This window comes from Pseudomonas sp. GW821-FHT01C01, from assembly GCF_059422645.1.
Genome location: NZ_JBWKXF010000061.1, coordinates 18,497 through 34,712 on the forward strand (window position 1 = coordinate 18,497; position 16,216 = coordinate 34,712).

A 16,216-nucleotide genomic window follows, 5' to 3' on the forward strand; every position below is an offset into this window, starting at 1 on the left:
CACGGGGAAGGTCAGATCGACGGGCGCAACCAGGGCGCCGGTGAGGTTTCAGGCGAGGCAATCTGATTGGAAATCCACTTGCCCATCCGCCGCAGCGGCTCGATCGAATCTTGCGGAGCCGCCCATTTCATTGCCGCCGCATAGCCCAGCGAGACGATGCGTTGCACGCCATACAGCGGCAGGATGTCCTTGAGTTCATCCTTGATGCTTTCCGGATAGATACCGACGGTCTGGGTGTAGGAATCGACGGCGTCCATGACTTCGCTCAGCTCATCGACCGGCACCAGATTGGCGGTGCGGTCGTCGAGCAGGGTGGCGAAGGAGACGGGCTCCGGAATCTGCGAGCAAATGATGGCGCCTTCGCCGTCCTTGCCGCCGATCACCTGGTACCACTCGTCATCCAGGCGCAGCGCATCGACGTGAGCCTTGAGGTTCTGGTCGTAGCGCTTGGGCACAGTGCTGAGGGTGTTTGGCAGGGTCTGCATGGCGTCGTAGACGTAACGACCGAAGGTGTTCAACTGCACCAGGCCGGCCTCGTCGGTGCCGCTCTGGACATAGACGACCCGGGCACACACGCAACCTTTCTGGTTAAGCGCACCGATGTCCATGGCCAGGCGCACGGCGGCTTCGCGCATCGTCGTTTCATTGGCAAAAGTGTCCTTGCCGATGATGCTGGCGCTGCGTTTCGGATCGAGGGAGATCAGCTCCAGGCCGGGCTGGATGTACTGGGTGACATGCTTCATCGAGGCATAGCCGCCCCAGGCAACGATCTTCTCCAGGTTCTGCGGTTGGTACAGACGCTGTTCGAAGGCCTGATCCCCACCTTTCCAGTATGCCACGCTGAGGTGTTTGGTCAGCGGGTGGTCCGGTGCCATATCGACCATGGTTCGAGCGATGGCCAGGGCGGTGAACGGGTCGTTGGACGGCGCCTTGATGATCGCGTCGCTGCGCAGCACCATGTTACGGATGATCGTCAGCAATGACAGAGAGGTCGCGTTGCCGGCGACAATGTGCAGGGTGCGCGCGCCGAAGCAGCGTGTTTCCAGTTCGGTGCCGTCGATCAACTGCTGTTTGACCCAGCCTTCCAGATACTTGATGCCCACCGTGCTTTCCACCGCTTCGGTGATCGCCTCGCGGGTGAGCATGTGGTGCAACCCCATGTAGCTGCCCTTGACCATGGTCGGGGTGGTGGGCGCGGTCAGGTAGGACAGTTCGCAGGCTTCCTGCAGGTAGGGGTTGCTGGCGAAGTCGAGGCGCTCGCCGAGGGCCTGCGCATAGTCGAGGATGTCTTCGAAGCTGAGGGTGTACAGGTCCGCAAGCCTCGCCGGGTTACCCAGCGGCAGTTTGTCGATGTACTGGTGTGCATCGGGGGTGAGGAAGGCGAGGTCACCGCCACGGCCGCCCACTTCGATGAGATTGTCGGTGATGACTTGGCCGCGGATGATCATCGGCGCGATAGGTTGGGTCATGGTTTCAGCCTTCGAAAGTGTTCAGGAAATCCATCGCTTCGCGGTGGGAGTCTTCAGTGGCGGCGCAGGTGATCTTGTCGTCGCCACCGTTTTTTTCGCTGTAGCGCTGAATTGGCCCGACTACGTACTGGCTCGGCCGGCCGCAGGCGCAGGGTTTGTCCCATTCGATGGTGATTTCATCGCCGGTGATGAAGCCACCCCAGCGCACGTCGGCGCCCAGATCGAAGAACGCGGCACGCCCGGTGACCCGGCCTTCGCGTGGCAGTGGCTTGCTGGTGTCCGGGTCGAGCAGGTAGGCGATCACCGTTGGGGCCAGGTGAAAGTGGCCGTGTTCGCAGCGAGCGTGGGAGCCGCCGATGACTTCCGACATGGCATAGGTTTCGTGCAACGCTTTGGCGCCGGTAAAGCGCAACACGTCCTCGCGCCAGCCTTCGGGTTGCACGACGCCTTTGGCGCCGCCGGTGGTGCTGATGTAGGAATCGGCATGGAAGACGTTCTCCAGACCGCATTCCAGGCCGGCCTTGGCCATGTTGTGCAGCAGGTTCCAGGTCGCGCCGATATACACCTGCTTGCCCTTGAGCTCGTTGGCCATCTGCTCGAAGAACGTCGCCAGGTGCTGCGGCGCGTCTATTTGCAGTTCATCGAACTGTTTCTTGCGGGCCAGCAACTCCGGGCTGATATCGAGGCGGTCGAGGGTGCCCTTGGCATACGCCGCGCGAATCTTCGCGCCCAGGTGCAGCATGTCGGTGGAGAGTGTGGACGGGTAGGCGGCACGGAAATGGGATTCGTCCGGCAGCAGTACCTTGATCATGAATTCGTTGGCGCGCACATGACTCAGGTAACCCTTGCGGTAGTAAGGGTAGGCGGTGTGCAGCTCGGGTCTCGGCGTGTCCGGGCCGTCCATGTTCCAGGCGAACAAGCGGCGGATCTCGAAGGTTTTCTCGAACTCGCGCACACCGTGCGGCAGGAACGACAGGGTGCCGGAGGTGCCCGAGGTATGGCTGATGCGCAGGTCCGGCACAGACTTGTCCATGGTCTCGAACCAGTCGTCCAGGCCCTGGCAGGCGCTGACGTCGGCGGCCATGATGGCTTGGCCCACTGGCGGGGTTACCAGCTTGGCCAGCCATTTGTTGATTTGGCTGAAACTGCGTTTTTCCAGCAATGACGGCGGATAGGACTTGTAAACGGTGTGTTCGAACAGCAATGGCACAGCATCGTTGAAGTGCTCGATGCACTCGATACCTTCTGCGTCGGCCAGTTTCTTGAGCACCGGTATGCGCTCACGCAGCTCTGCGAAACGCTGCTGCAAGCCGCACAACTGCATCGCTTCAATTTCTGCGCGAGGGAGGTGGTTCCAGGCAAGCTGAGAATAGTTGACCAGTTTTGCAGGATTGGTCAGCAGGAGCTGGGTTTTTTGTTCTATTGACTGTTGCGCAATGGGCATCGTCTGGCTCTCTACTCGAAGGTGAAAAAACCGGCCGGGGCCGGGTAGGGCAGGGTTCGAGTATGGGGACGATGTTCGGAAATTTGTTCCGGATTCAAAGGGTTGTTGGGTGATCACAACGCTATGATAAATAACGTATAAATCTATTTTTTCGACAGGCTGTATCGACTATTCCGTGTTTGCTCGGACAGGCGAGCCACAACGCAACCTGTAGCAGCTGGCGAAGCCTGCGTGCGGCTGCGAAGCAGTCGTAAACCCTGATTGCCGGGTGCATCTGACACACCGCGTTGACTGATCTTACGACTGCTTCGCAGCCGCACGCAGGCTTCGCCAGCTGCTACAAGGCATGCGTAGCGGATCAGGTAGTGCCCCACCCCGAACGAGGGGACCCTGGAGCCCGCAAAATCGCTAGTTTGAGAGGTTTCCGGAGGGCGCGCGCGTTCTGCATTCGCCACTCCCCAGACCAACTCAGGAACTCGTGAGGTTTTCATGCTGAAAATGACATTTCAGACCACCCCATCCATCGTCATTGAAGCGGGCGCTTCGACCCGGCTCGCCACGCAAGTGAAAGCCATGGGTTGCATGTCGGTATTACTGGTGACCGATGCGGGCGTCATTGCCGCGCGATTACTCGATGGGGTGCTTGACGGATTGGTGCGCGAAAACATCGCCGTCGCGGTGTTTTCCCAGGTGCAGGCCGATCCTCCAGAGTCGGTGATTCTGGCAGCGGTGGACGCGGCGAAAGCCTGTGCCGCCGATTGCGTGGTGGGGTTGGGGGGTGGCAGTTCGCTGGATGCCGCCAAACTGACGGCCCTGTTGGCGTGCAGTCACGAGTCGTTGACCGACGTGTATGGCATCAACCTGGTCAAGGGACCGCGCTTGCCACTGATACTGGTGCCAACGACGGCGGGGACCGGTTCGGAAGTCACCGCGGTCTCGGTAGTGACCACGGGGGCCGGCGAGAAGAACGTCGTCATCTCTCCGTTGCTGCTTCCCGATCTGGCGGTACTCGATGCAGAACTGACCCTCGGTTTGCCCGCGCATGTCACGGCAGCTACCGGGATCGATGCCATGGTGCACGCCATTGAGGCCTACACCACCCGACACCTGAAAAATCCGATCTCCGATTGCCTGGCGCGCGAGGCGCTGCGCCTGTTGTCCGGCAGCCTGTTCCAGGCCTGTAATAACGGTACCAACCTGAAAGCACGGGAAAACATGCTGCTCGGCGCTTGTCTGGCGGGCATGGCTTTTGCCAACGCTCCGGTGGCGGCAGTGCATGCCTTGGCCTATCCCATCGGTGCACGTTTTCATGTTCCGCACGGAGTTTCCAACGCTCTGGTGTTGGGACCGGTGATGCGTTTCAACCTCGACACGGTGACGCCGCTATACGCGCAACTGGCTGAAATCGTCCTGCCGGACATCGGCGGCAGCGACCTGCACAAAGCATCTGTTCTGGCCGATTATCTGGGAAACCTGGCCAGTGACCTCTGTCTGACCAGTCGTTTGCGTGAAGTCGGCATCAGCGAGTCTGACCTCGAAATGTTAACCGTCGACGCCATGAAGCAGACACGCCTGCTCGGCAACAACCCGCGGGAAATGGGGTTCGATGATGTGCTTGCGATCTACCGGGAAATTCTATGAGTGACAAACGCAGCGGGGACGACGGAGTCTTTCAGGTAGCAATGCCGGCACCACCGCGTAAGGCGCCACGCCAGGCGCGGTCCATCGCGCTGGTTTCGGCGCTGAAGCAGACCGGGCGGCAGATCCTTGAAAAAGAAGGGCGGCAGGCCTTGTCAGCCCTGCGTCTGGCCGAAGACTCGGGCGTGGCGATCAGTTCGATCTACGAATACTTCCCGACGATGGAGGCGCTGATTGCAGCGATCTTCGAGGACTACCGTGCCGAGGTCTACGCCGAGTTGCTGGCGGGCATCAGTGCATTGCCGGCCAGCGCTACGCTGTTCGACGGGATTGTGTTGACCTTGCGCGTCGGTCTGGCGGCCCACTACAAGAAAACCCTGTTCGATCCGGTGTTCAGCGTGCGTTCCACCCACTATGACGAGTTGGTACGGCTCGATCTGATCAAGGCCAGGCAGATCTGGGACACCACCGCGACAGCGATGCTGATGCAGCGCTTTGCCAGCGAAGTGGTGGTGAAGGATCGGGAGAAGGCCGAGTTTTTGGTCTACCAGACATTGCTGGCACTGCCTCGGGCGATGTTGCTGGAAAAACCCGGTTACCTCACTGACGAAGACACACCGTTGCTGATCGCGCGGATGTTGCATGCCTTGTTGACGACGGCCACTCAATAAACGACGCCCCTGTAGGAGCGAGCTTGCTCGCGATGTACGTTAACGATAACGCGTGTTTGTTGAATAAACGCGTCGTCCCAAGGTCCATCGCGAGCAAGCTCGCTCCTACAGATCAAAGATCAACGATCAACGCACGCCGGCATTGCGTAGCGCCGACGGTGTGAAGTCCGCCAGTTTGTAACTGACGTCGTAGTTCGGCCCTTTTCCAGTCTCGTTCATCATGCCGAATGCTACGTAGCGGCCAGCGACCAGGTCGGAGATGCTTTGTACGGCGTAGGCGGTGATGCCATTGACGTAGTCACTGAATGCATAACCTTCGGCCACTCGCCACAGTTGACCGCGGCCGTCGTAGTGATCGGCTTCCACCAGCGTCCAGCTGTCCTCGTCGAAATACATATCACGTTTGGCGTAGATGTGGCGCTGGCTCGGCTTCAATGTTGCCTCGACATGCCAGACGCGGTGCAGCTCATAACGCGAGAGGTCCTGGTTGATATGCCCTGGCTTGAGAATATCGGCGTATTTCACACTCGGTGATTGCAGTTTGTAGTTGTTGTAAGGGATGTAGATTTCCTTTTTGCCAAGCAGCTTCCAGTCATAGCGGTCCGGTGCACCGTTGAACATGTCCGCGTTGTCGGCTGTGCGCATGCCATCGGATGCATTGCCCGGGCCATCGTAGGCCAGTTGCGGCGCGCGACGTACACGGCGTTGGCCGGCGTTGTAGACCCAGGCCTGGCGGGGGTCCTTGATCTGATCGATGGTTTCATGGATCAGCGACACAGTACCGGCCAGTCGCGCCGGCCCGGTAATGGTGTTCTTGTAGTAGTACAAAACGTTCGCCGCTGTTGCCGGATCAACGCCCTGCATCTTTTCCGGGTAGCCCATTTCTTCTTCAATCTGGACGATGATGTATGAGCCGTCAGGCTGAGGAACGGCCTGGGCGGTTCCTCTTGTGTAGCCACCCCCGCGATAACGGGTCGCATGGTTGAAGTAAACCTCTACGCCGGATTTGGGAATCGGGAAGGGGAAGTAATGCGCATCACCGAAGTTGCCGACTCCGTTGCCGTCATTGACCAGCTGCGTAGACACCGCGTTTTTCTTCACGATGTCGTAGATTTTTTGCGGTGATGAACTGGTGCGATGGGTTGGGTATACCGGGATTTTGTAACTGTTGGGATAGCGCTTGAACATTGCAAGCTGGCCTGGAGTCAGCTTGTCTTTGTATTGTTCGGCGTTGGCCGGCGTGATCACCAGTACGGGTTTCTCGTTTTCGAACGGGTTACCAACGAACCCATTGGTCACCGGTGCGGCATTGGCTTTCAAGCCACCGGTCCAGGCGGGGATGCTGCCGTTGGCATTACCTTCCTTTTGTCCGCCCAGCGGTGTCAGCGTCGTGCCCAACTGGGCTGCTTCCTCAGGGGAGACGGCGGCCATTACGCTGGTGGCCAACAGACTCAGCGCCAAAGCACCTGCTCGCATCATAGTTTTTGTTTTCATGCTGTGTTTCCTCTGTCTGACGCCGGTTAGAAGTTCACGCCGAAGCTGAGTGAAAGGAAGTCGCGATCAGTCTGGGTATTGAAATCACCACCGAAGAAGTTGGTGTAATTCAGACTCGCGGTGTAGGTGCTCTGGTAATCCGCATCCAGGCCAACACTGATCGCCTTGGCGCCTTCCTCGAAGGTCGGGCTGCGGCCATCGACGTCATGCGACCAGGCCACGTTCGGTGTCAGGTTGACGCCAGCGATAGCGTTCGGGTAATTCAGGCTGGCGCGCGTGCGGTAACCCCAGGAACTGGTGCTGTAGAAGCCCTTGTTGTTGCATTCCTGTTGCGGGTTGCTCGGCCGGGTTGTGCCGACGGGCGCGCCGGGAACCTGTGTCGGGCTGCCGGCGCAGGTGGCCGCTCCGGCGGCTCCCGGCAGAATGCCGGCGCCGAAGGTGGTGCTGCGGCCGAAGCGCAGGTCGGTGCCGTCGGTTGCACCCAGGCCACTGATGTGGGTGTAGCCCACTTCACCGATCAGGGTCAGACGCTCACCGCCCAGGACCTGGTTGAAGAACTTGGTGGCGGTCATTTGCGCCTGGGTCACCGGCATACGCTTGTAGCCAGGCAAGTAGGCGCCGGCAGATTTGCTGGCAAACCCGGAGGTGAACACCGGCGTCAGCGGCGAAACGCCGGTGGCTGCGTAGTTCAGATCGGCACCATTGATGCTCAAGGGCTGGTTGGGGCGGTAGCTGACTTCGCCGCCCAATGCGACACCTTCGAAGTTGGTGGCGAAACTCAAACCATACAGGCGGATATCTTCGGGGTACTCGACGAAGTAGCGGCTCGCGCGAACCTGCTGGGCCAGCCCAGGCACTGTCGAGGTGTTTTGCGTGAAGCTGACCGAGGGGCTGCGGCTGTGGTAGTTCAAGGCATAAGCGCCGAACTCGGTATCGTTCAATTCCGCTACGTTCCAGCGCAAGGCCAGACCGTATTGGCCTCCGTCGCGAGCATCCTTGTCTTTGGCGCGCGGCAGATAGACGTCATCCAGCGCCCCGGCATTGATCTGGGCGATTGTCGCGGTGTTGCTGGCCACACCGGGTGCCAGGTCAAGACCCGCCAGTACGTTGCGATCATTACAACCCTTGGCGATCGGGTCGACACTGAAGAAGGTGCCACAGTTATCGACGACCGACTTTTTCCACTCCAGCTGATAGAAAGCCTCGGCGTTGAGGTTCTCGCTCAGGCTCTGCGACACATACAACATGTTTACCGGGATCAATCCTTCCTTGACCTCGGCGCCGGGACGACGCAATGCCGCCACATCGACCGGGTTGATCGCGTTGATGCCGTTGCTGATAAAGGTGCTCTCACCCCAGCTGACCACCTGCTTGCCTGCGCGCGCGTTACCCGCCAAATCGCCAATCGTATAGTTGTGGTAGATAAAACTGTCGAGGAACATCGCACCTGAAGACTTGGCGGCGCGATCGCGGCCGTGATCGTCGATATCGTAGAACGATTGGTGCTCATCCATGAGCTCAAAGTCGTACCAGTACTTGCCGCGCACGAAGGCGCCACTGTCGCCGTATTTCAGCTCCAGATCGTGAACGCCTTTGAAGATTTTCGAGAAGGTTTCGCCTTTCTTGAAATTGAGGCGGCCATCGTCGGCGTTGCGTGCCGATGAGTTGCCGTTTGCGCCCACCGAGTTGAAATTGGAAACAAACTTTGGATCCGGATCGGCTGCGGCCCAACTGGCGCCAATCGAAAGCGATGAATCGAACTGCCCCTGGATCTCCCCGATGTTGAAATCAATGGCCTGTGCCTGAGCGCTTACGCCCAGCGCGACAGCCATGGCCAGCAACTGCGGCTGGAAAGCATCGTATTTTCTTATTGTCATGTGGCGCTCCAATTGCAAATTTCAAAACGACGGGAAGTCAGTCCAATTGACCGGATTGTTCGCGGCGGTTGAGCAGGCGAGAGCGGCGGCGAAATGCCGTGGCGCAGTTGAATGTGATGCAGTGCGGACGAGAATCACGTTGCGGCTACCTGTGTGATTTTTGTTGTTGTTTTTGGTCGAGCTGGGGCAACGCTAATCGCAATGCAGGCGAGCGATGCCCCCTCGGGGAGAGGGGGGGCAGACAGGTGGTGGGGAGGGGGGCGGCAGTGCTTATCGGGCGTGCTGCCTGCCATGCAGGGCAGTTCGACCCATCCCCCTCAACAGGAGGGGGATGGAGTCAGGCCGGTTTACGTAACTATCGATCCAGGGGTTGCTGTGATCGCCGCCAGACCAACGCGACGAACGGAGCCTTTCAACTGACCTTGGAGAAAATGATGTCGCAGAAAACTTACGTAGCCGGCGTCGGCATGATTCAGTTCACCAAGCCTGGTGCCAGCCTCAGCTATATCGAGATGGGCGCGCAGGCCATTCGTTTGGCTCTGAAAGATGCGGGTGTCGATTACAACCTGGTGCAGCAGGCGTATGCCGGCTATGTGTACGGCGACTCCACCAGCGGCCAGTCGGCGCTGTACGAAGTGGGCCTGAGCGGTATCCCGGTGATCAACGTCAACAACAACTGCGGCAGCGGTTCGACCGCCCTGTACCTGGCTCGCCAGGCTGTAGAAAGCGGCGCTGTCGATTGCGCCCTGGCGTTCGGTTTCGAGCAGATGCAGCCGGGCGCGCTGAAGGATCACTGGCTTGACCGTCCAGGCACCTATGGCAAAGGCATGGAAGTGTCGAGCCGTATCTTCCCGGAAGGCGATGCCATGCCGAACGCTCTGCGCCTGTTCGGCGGTGCCGGTAAAGAGCACATGGAAAAGTACGGCACCAGGATGGAGACGTTCGCGGCAATCCGCGCCAAGGCCAGCCGTCACGCTGCCAACAACCCGCTGGCCGTATTCAAGAAAGTCATTACCACCGAAGACGTCATGGCTGACCAAGTGATTTTCCCGGGCGTGATGACCCGTCTGATGGCTTGCCCGCCGACCTGTGGCGGTGCTGCAGCGATCATCGTTTCCGAGCGCTTCGCCAAGAAGCACGGCCTGCGTACCGACGTGACCATCCTCGCCCAGTCGCTGGTCACGGATAAGCCGGACGCCTTCGACCCACCTTCGATGATCAGCATCGTGGGCGTCGGCATGACCCAGCGCGCCTCGCAGGAAGTCTACGAAAAAGCCGGTGTCGGTCCGGAAGACATTCGTGTGTGCGAAATGCACGACTGCTTCGCCCAGAACGAACTGCTGACCTATGAAGGCCTGGGTTTCTGCCCTGAAGGCGGCGCCGAGAAGTTCGTGATGGATGGCGACAACACCTACGGTGGCCAGGTCGTGGTCAACCCGTCGGGCGGCCTGCTGTCCAAGGGGCATCCGCTGGGCGCCACCGGTCTTGCGCAGTGCTATGAATTGACCCACCAGCTGCGCGGCACCGCTGGCGACCGTCAGGTCGAAGGCCTGCAGCACGCCTTGCAGCACAACCTCGGTCTGGGTGGCGCAGGCATCGTGACGCTGTTTGGTCGCGGCTGATGCGCTGTACGCGCGTTCATTTCGAGCGCGCGTTTTCCCATTCACCTGCAAGGAACCCAGTGCAATGGCAGACATCAGTCTGATCGGCCGTTCGCTCGGCGTGACCACTGCCGAGCTGGAAAAGGGGCGTCTGCGCTTCTTCGCCAAATCCATCGGCGAAACCAATCCTGTCTATACCGACGAAACAGCGGCCCGGGCAGCGGGTTACAGATCCCTGCCGATGCCACCGACGTTCCTCTTTTGCCTCGAACGTGAAGGCCGGGATACCGACCATATCGTCGAAGGGATCATGGGCTTCGACCTCGGTCGCATTCTGCATGCCGAGCAAAGTTTCACCTATCACCGGATGGCGTTCGCCGGTGATGTGCTGACTTTCGATAGCCGCATTGTCGACGTCTACGACAAGAAGAACGGCGCGTTGCAATTCGTGGTCAGCGAAACCCGCGTGACCAACCAGATGGGTGAGCACATCGCCGACGTTCGTTCGTCGGTGGTGCAGCGCTGAGGAGCAGACCATGACGATCCCTCTATACAGCGAGCTACAGGTGGGTGACGCACTCCCGCCGTTGCAGCTGCCACCGATCAATCGCACCACACTGGCACTGTATGCCGGTGCTTCCGGCGATCACAACCAGGTGCATATCGACCTCGATTTTGCACGCCGCTCGCGCCAACCCGATGTGTTTGCCCACGGCATGCTGTCGGCCGCTTACCTCGGTCGGCTGCTGACCGACTGGGTGCCGCAAGCGCAAATCCGCTTTTTGTCGATGCGCTTCGTCGGCATCACCCAGCTCGGCCATGTCCCGCACTTGACCGGACGCATCGTCGAGAAATTCGAAGCCGACGGCGAAAAATGCGTGCGCCTGCAGATCCAGTGCAACAACCAATACGGCGAACCCCGCCTGACCGGTGACGCCGTCGTCGCCCTGGCTTGAACTCAATTACAAGAACATTGGCAGGAACCCAACAATGAAAAAACTCTTAGGTAAAGTCGCCCTGGTCACTGGCTCCGGCCGTGGGATCGGTCGCAGCGTTGCGCTGAAGCTGGCCAGCGAAGGTGCCCGCATCGTGGTCAACGATCTGGACGCCTCGCCGGCCGAAGAAGTGGTCGCAGAAATCCGCGCCGCTGGCGGTGACGCCGTTGCCTGCGTGGGCAGCGTGACGGCCGTTGACTTCGCCGATCGCCTGGTCAAGACCGCGATGGACAGCTACGGCACCATCGATATCATCGTCAACAACGCCGGTTACACTTGGGACAGCGTGATCCAGAAGATGACCGACGAGCAGTGGTACGCGATCATCGACTGCCACATCACCGCGCCGTTCCGCATCCTGCGCGCGGCTCAGCCGATCATCAGCGCGGCGGCCAAACAAGAGGCTGCCGAGGGTCGCGTGGTCAACCGCAAGATCGTCAACATCTCCTCGGTTTCGGCCAGTGGCAATCCCGGCCAGGTCAACTATTCCACGGCCAAGGCCGGTGTATTGGGCATGACGAAGGCGCTGTCCAAGGAGTGGGGGCGCTACAAGGTCAATGTCAACGCGGTGGCTTTCGGTCACATCGAAACCCGTATGACCCTGCCGGTGGAAGGTGATCCGAAGTTCATCAATATCGAAGGTCGGGAAATCAAGGTCGGCATCAGCCAGGCCACCGTCGAAGCTTCGAAATCCATGATTCCGCTGGGCCGTCCCGGCAACCCGGACGAAGCAGCCAACGCCGTGTATCTGTTCTGCATTCCGGAATCGGACTACCTGTCTGGCCAGGTGCTGGTCTGCGGTGGCGGCTTGGGTACGGTTTGATCAGAAAGCAACGGCGACCGTATTGCACGGTCGCCTTTCCCGACTCCGGCGAGGCTGTTCGATGACCGACGATGAAGCAACCACTCCTGTGCGGCAACTGCTGCATACCCGCACCGTCACCTGCACCGGGTATTTACGCAGCGACGGCCTGTTCGACGTTGAAGGACGCTTACTGGACATCAAGGGCAGAGAAACCGAAATGCCCTTTGGCACCATCGAGGCCGGCGGGGCGCTGCATCAGATGTACATCGTGATGACCGTGGACACCAACCTCGTGATCCAGCACGTGGAAGCGCGCTCCGAAATCACGCCCGCGCCCATGTGCAAGCAGATCAGCCACGCCTACGCGGCATTGAAGGGCTTGAAAATCGGTGCCGGTTTCAAACAACGGGTGGCTGAACGCGTCGGCGCAGAGCGCGGCTGTACGCATTTGACCGAATTGCTTGGCCCCATGGCCACCACCCTGATCCAGACCACCGCACCGTTGTTGCGTGAGCAGATGCGCCTGCGCGAGACCCGCGAGCCTGGTTTCAAACGCCCGAAGCACTGGGTCATCGGCACCTGCCACACCTATCGTACCGATGGCGAAGCCGTGCGCACGCTGTGGCCGGACCATTACGAACCCGGTCCATCAGGAAAAGATTGACCCTGGCCATGTCGTGACATTGAACACCTGTGCTGATCCCAACGAATAACAACAATGGAGATGCAACATGAAGTGCACTAAAACATGGCTGACTGCTTTGCTATTTGCCACGTCGATGTGGTTCTGGGGTTCTACTGCGCTGGCCGCCGATAAACCGAACATCCTGGTGATCTTCGGTGACGACATCGGTTACTCCAATCTCAGTGCCTACAACCAGGGCATGATGGGTTACGAGACGCCGAACATCGATCGCATCGCCAAAGAGGGCGTGCTGTTCACCCATGCCTACGGCGAACAATCCTGCACCGCCGGGCGCTCGGCTTTTATCCTGGGTGAGCATCCGTTCCGCACCGGCCTGTTGACCGTCGGCATGCCCGGCTCCGAGCACGGCATCCCGGACTGGGCTCCAACGATCGGCAACGTCATGAAGCAGCAGGGTTACACCACAGGGCAGTTCGGCAAAAACCATATGGGTGATCGCGACAAACACCTGCCAACCCAACATGGTTTCGACGAGTTCTTCGGCAATCTGTACCACATGAATGCCGAGGAAGAGCCCGAGACTTACTACTATCCGAAAGACCCCGAATTCCGGAAAAAGTATGGCCCGCGCGGGGTGGTCCACTCTTATGCCGACGGCAAGATCGAGGACACCGGCCCGTTGACCCGCAAGCGTATGGAAACCATCGACGAGGAATTCGTCCAGGCCACCGAGAACTTCATCGACAAGGCCCACAAGGCCGATAAACCGTTTTTCGTCTGGTTCAACAGCACGCGCATGCATGTCTGGACTCACCTGAGCAAGGAAGCCGATGGCAAGACCGGCATCGGCCTGTACCCGGACGGCATGGTCGAACACGACGGGCAGGTCGGTCAGTTGTTGAAGAAGCTCGACGACCTGGGCATCGCCGACAACACCATCATCATCTACACCACCGACAACGGCGCACAAAAGGTCAGCTGGCCGGATGGCGGCACCTCGCCGTTCAATGGCGAAAAGGGCACCACCAACGAAGGCGGGCACCGGGTGCCACTGCTGGTGAAATGGCCGGGTGTGATCAAGCCGGGCAGCCATTTCAACAACCTGATCGCCCATAACGACTGGATGCCGACCCTGGCCGCGGCGGTCGGCCTGCCCAAGCTGCGCGAGGACCTTGCCAAGGGCACGACCCTGGACGGCAAACCTTACAAGGTGCATCTGGACGGCTACAACTTCCTGCCTTTCTTCAAGGGTGAGGCCAAGGAGAGCCCGCGCGAGGAGTATTTCTACTTCGGCATGGGCGGCGAATTGAACGCAGTACGCTGGCGTGACTGGAAGGTGACCTTTGCCAGCATGACCGGCTCGTTCGGCTCTGCAACCCGAACGGTCACCAATGTGCCGGTGGTTACCAATCTGAAGGCTGACCCCTTCGAAACAGCACGCCGGGACTCGGCAATGTCGGCGCGATGGGCTGGCGACCAGATGTGGCTGTTCGTACCGATCCAGGACAAGATCCAGGCGTTCATGGCCACCCTTGCGCAGTACCCGTTCCAGGAAGGTGTCAGCCTCAACGCGGCCAATATCAGCTATCAGAGCCTGGCGGTTAAACAGGCGATGATGAAGCTGCAGAAATTGACACCACCGGCCAACTGAGAACAGCCAATCGTCCCCCTCTCCCTGAGGGGGACAGTACCCCCTCAGCATTTCCTATCGTGGACAAGCCTGGCCGGCAATGTTCGGCTCTTGTCCCTGAGGAAAAGCCATGATCCCCCGTATTTTGTTCGAGCATGAACACGAAGAATTCCGTAACACCGTTCGCCGCTTCCTGAGCGAAGAGTGCACCCCGTTTCACGAGCAATGGGAAGAAAACCGCTGCGTGCCGCGCGAAATCTGGCGACGTGCCGGTGAACTCGGCATGCTCAACGCAACAACGCCAGAGGCCTATGGTGGCCTGGGCCTGGATCGTCGCTTCTCGATGATCGCCTCCGAAGAAATCGCCTTCGCCAATACCACGGGCCTGAACGGTTTTTCGGTGCATGACATCTGCGCCGGCTATTTCATTAACTTTGGCACCGAGGCCCAGAAGCAGCAGTGGCTGCCGAAAATGGCCAGCGGCGAAGCCATTGCCGCCGTGGCCATGACCGAACCCAATACCGGCTCCGACTTGCAAGCGGTCAAGGCGCGCGCGGTGCTCGATGGCGATGACTACATCATCAACGGGTCCAAGACCTTCATCTCCAATGGCACCAACTGCGACATCATCGTCCTGGTGGCCAGGACCGGAAATACCGGCAAGGGCTCGCAGGATATTTCGCTGATATTGGTCGAGGCTGACCGGCCCGGCGTGAGCAAATCCACGCCGCTGAAAAAAGTCGGACTGCATGCGCAGGACACCACCATGCTGTTCTTCGAGGATGTGCGCGTACCCAAAGCGAACGTGCTCGGCGATGTACCGGGGCAGGGCTTCATTCAGTTGATGAGGGAACTGGCCTGGGAGCGCTTGTCGATTGCCGTCAGCAGCATTTCCGGTGCCCAGGCCGTGCTCGATCACACCATCGACTACACCCGTGGCCGCACCGTGTTCGGCAAGCCGATCATCGATTTCCAGAACTCGCGTTTCAAACTCGCCGACTTGAAGGCTGAGATCACCGTCGGCCAGACCTATGTCGACCGCTGCATGGAACTGTGCCTTGCGCACAAGCTGACCAGCGAAGCCGCAGCGGCCGCCAAGCTGTATTGCTCGGAACTGTATTCGAAGGTGGTTGATCAGTGCCTGCAACTGCACGGCGGCAACGGCTACATGCTCGAGTACCCGGTAGCACGGCATTACCTGGATAGCCGCGTGACGCGCATCTATGGCGGCGCCAACGACATCATGCGTGAACTGGTGGCGCGAACGCTTTGAGGCTTGAGGCGGTTGCGCCGGCCGGCTCGCCGTGCGACCGCCATTTGATGATTTAGCAGGGAAAGTGCAATGAATGGGTTGAACGAAGAAAACCGCGTGCGCTACGGCGTCGAACAGGGCTGGTGGTTCGCCAAGGAGCTGGAGACGCGCTGGAGCGATCTGGACCCTTTCGGCCATGCCAACAATGGTGCGTACCTCACATGGTGCGAAGAGGCACGAGTTGGCTATTTGACCGAAATTGGTGTGCCACGCCTCACTGCGGATACACCGGGGCCGGTGATCAAGGACGTCGGCTTCACCTATGACCGGCCGGTGTTCCAGGGGGAAAAAATTCTGGTTTGTGCGCGGATTGCCTGGGTCAAAAACACCAGTTTTCGCATGGAGTTTGCGGTGTGGAATGGCTTACTGGTCGGCCATGGCTACTCCGTCTGTGTGTGGCTGGTGAACCAAACTGGTGAGCGCGTCACTGTGCCCGATCATTTGCGCAAAAAAATGGTCGAGGTCGATGGCTGCAAACTCCTGCCGACTTTATAGACGTCAGACCACGTAACAGACAGAAAAAGAAAACCCCGCCATCAGCGTAATGCTGTTCAATCAAGGATTCTGTAGGAGCGAGCTTGCTCGCGATGGACTCAAGAGCGCCGCGTTTAGTCAGTAAACACGCGGCATCGTT

At 59.4% G+C, this 16,216-nt stretch carries 14 protein-coding genes; 10 read left to right on the plus strand and 4 right to left on the minus strand.

What is annotated here, in order from left to right:
* Positions 1-11 precede the first annotated feature (11 nt).
* On the minus strand, positions 12-1,469 hold the full coding sequence (locus AC07XF_RS25445) for an acyl-CoA reductase (protein ID WP_495028696.1): 1,458 nt from the start codon (positions 1,467-1,469) through the stop codon (positions 12-14).
* A gap of 4 nt (positions 1,470-1,473) precedes the next feature.
* Complete coding sequence (locus AC07XF_RS25450; RefSeq protein WP_495028697.1) at positions 1,474-2,913, minus strand: hypothetical protein; 1,440 nt, start codon at positions 2,911-2,913, stop codon at positions 1,474-1,476.
* A 489-nt stretch (positions 2,914-3,402) separates the two neighbouring features.
* Between AC07XF_RS25450 and AC07XF_RS25455 the strand changes: the two genes are divergently transcribed.
* Positions 3,403-4,554: an iron-containing alcohol dehydrogenase gene (locus AC07XF_RS25455; RefSeq protein WP_495028698.1), complete on the plus strand. Its 1,152-nt coding sequence runs from the start codon at positions 3,403-3,405 to the stop codon at positions 4,552-4,554.
* Positions 4,551-5,222 carry a TetR/AcrR family transcriptional regulator gene (locus tag AC07XF_RS25460; RefSeq protein WP_495028699.1) on the plus strand — a complete coding sequence of 224 codons (672 nt, stop codon included), beginning with the start codon at positions 4,551-4,553 and terminating at the stop codon, positions 5,220-5,222. Before AC07XF_RS25455 ends, AC07XF_RS25460 begins: the two co-directional genes overlap by 4 nt.
* 126 nt (positions 5,223-5,348) lie before the next feature.
* On the opposite strand, the gene AC07XF_RS25465 is transcribed toward AC07XF_RS25460, so the two are convergent.
* Together AC07XF_RS25465 and AC07XF_RS25470 are read right to left on the minus strand one after the other, a co-directional pair.
* Entirely contained in the window at positions 5,349-6,716 is a 1,368-nt protein-coding gene (locus tag AC07XF_RS25465; RefSeq protein WP_495028700.1) for a DUF1329 domain-containing protein, read from the minus strand.
* Positions 6,717-6,742: 26 nt separating this feature from the next.
* Entirely contained in the window at positions 6,743-8,593 is a 1,851-nt protein-coding gene (locus AC07XF_RS25470; RefSeq protein WP_495028701.1) for a DUF1302 domain-containing protein, read from the minus strand.
* A gap of 434 nt (positions 8,594-9,027) precedes the next feature.
* On the opposite strand from AC07XF_RS25470, the gene AC07XF_RS25475 reads away from it, so the two are divergent.
* The 8 genes from AC07XF_RS25475 (at position 9,028) to AC07XF_RS25510 (ending at position 16,077) form a co-directional block, all read left to right on the plus strand.
* The gene (locus tag AC07XF_RS25475) at positions 9,028-10,215 is read left to right on the plus strand and encodes a lipid-transfer protein (RefSeq protein WP_495028702.1); all 1,188 of its coding nucleotides are present in this window, start codon (positions 9,028-9,030) and stop codon (positions 10,213-10,215) included.
* A gap of 64 nt (positions 10,216-10,279) precedes the next feature.
* Positions 10,280-10,720: a MaoC family dehydratase N-terminal domain-containing protein gene (locus AC07XF_RS25480; protein ID WP_495028703.1), complete on the plus strand. Its 441-nt coding sequence runs from the start codon at positions 10,280-10,282 to the stop codon at positions 10,718-10,720.
* A gap of 10 nt (positions 10,721-10,730) precedes the next feature.
* The gene (locus AC07XF_RS25485; protein ID WP_495028704.1) at positions 10,731-11,150 is read left to right on the plus strand and encodes a MaoC family dehydratase; all 420 of its coding nucleotides are present in this window, start codon (positions 10,731-10,733) and stop codon (positions 11,148-11,150) included.
* Positions 11,151-11,184: 34 nt separating this feature from the next.
* On the plus strand, positions 11,185-12,012 hold the full coding sequence (locus AC07XF_RS25490) for an SDR family NAD(P)-dependent oxidoreductase (protein WP_495028705.1): 828 nt from the start codon (positions 11,185-11,187) through the stop codon (positions 12,010-12,012).
* 61 nt (positions 12,013-12,073) lie between these two features.
* A complete protein-coding gene (locus AC07XF_RS25495) occupies positions 12,074-12,658 on the plus strand; it encodes a DUF2889 domain-containing protein (RefSeq protein ID WP_495028706.1) in 585 nt (194 codons plus the stop codon).
* 67 nt (positions 12,659-12,725) lie between these two features.
* On the plus strand, positions 12,726-14,291 hold the full coding sequence (locus AC07XF_RS25500) for an arylsulfatase (protein ID WP_495028707.1): 1,566 nt from the start codon (positions 12,726-12,728) through the stop codon (positions 14,289-14,291).
* Between the two features lie 109 nt (positions 14,292-14,400).
* Entirely contained in the window at positions 14,401-15,543 is a 1,143-nt protein-coding gene (locus tag AC07XF_RS25505; RefSeq protein ID WP_493726396.1) for an acyl-CoA dehydrogenase family protein, read from the plus strand.
* A gap of 69 nt (positions 15,544-15,612) precedes the next feature.
* Positions 15,613-16,077, plus strand: coding sequence for an acyl-CoA thioesterase (locus AC07XF_RS25510; RefSeq protein WP_495028708.1), 465 nt, complete (start codon positions 15,613-15,615; stop codon positions 16,075-16,077).
* Positions 16,078-16,216 lie beyond the last annotated feature (139 nt).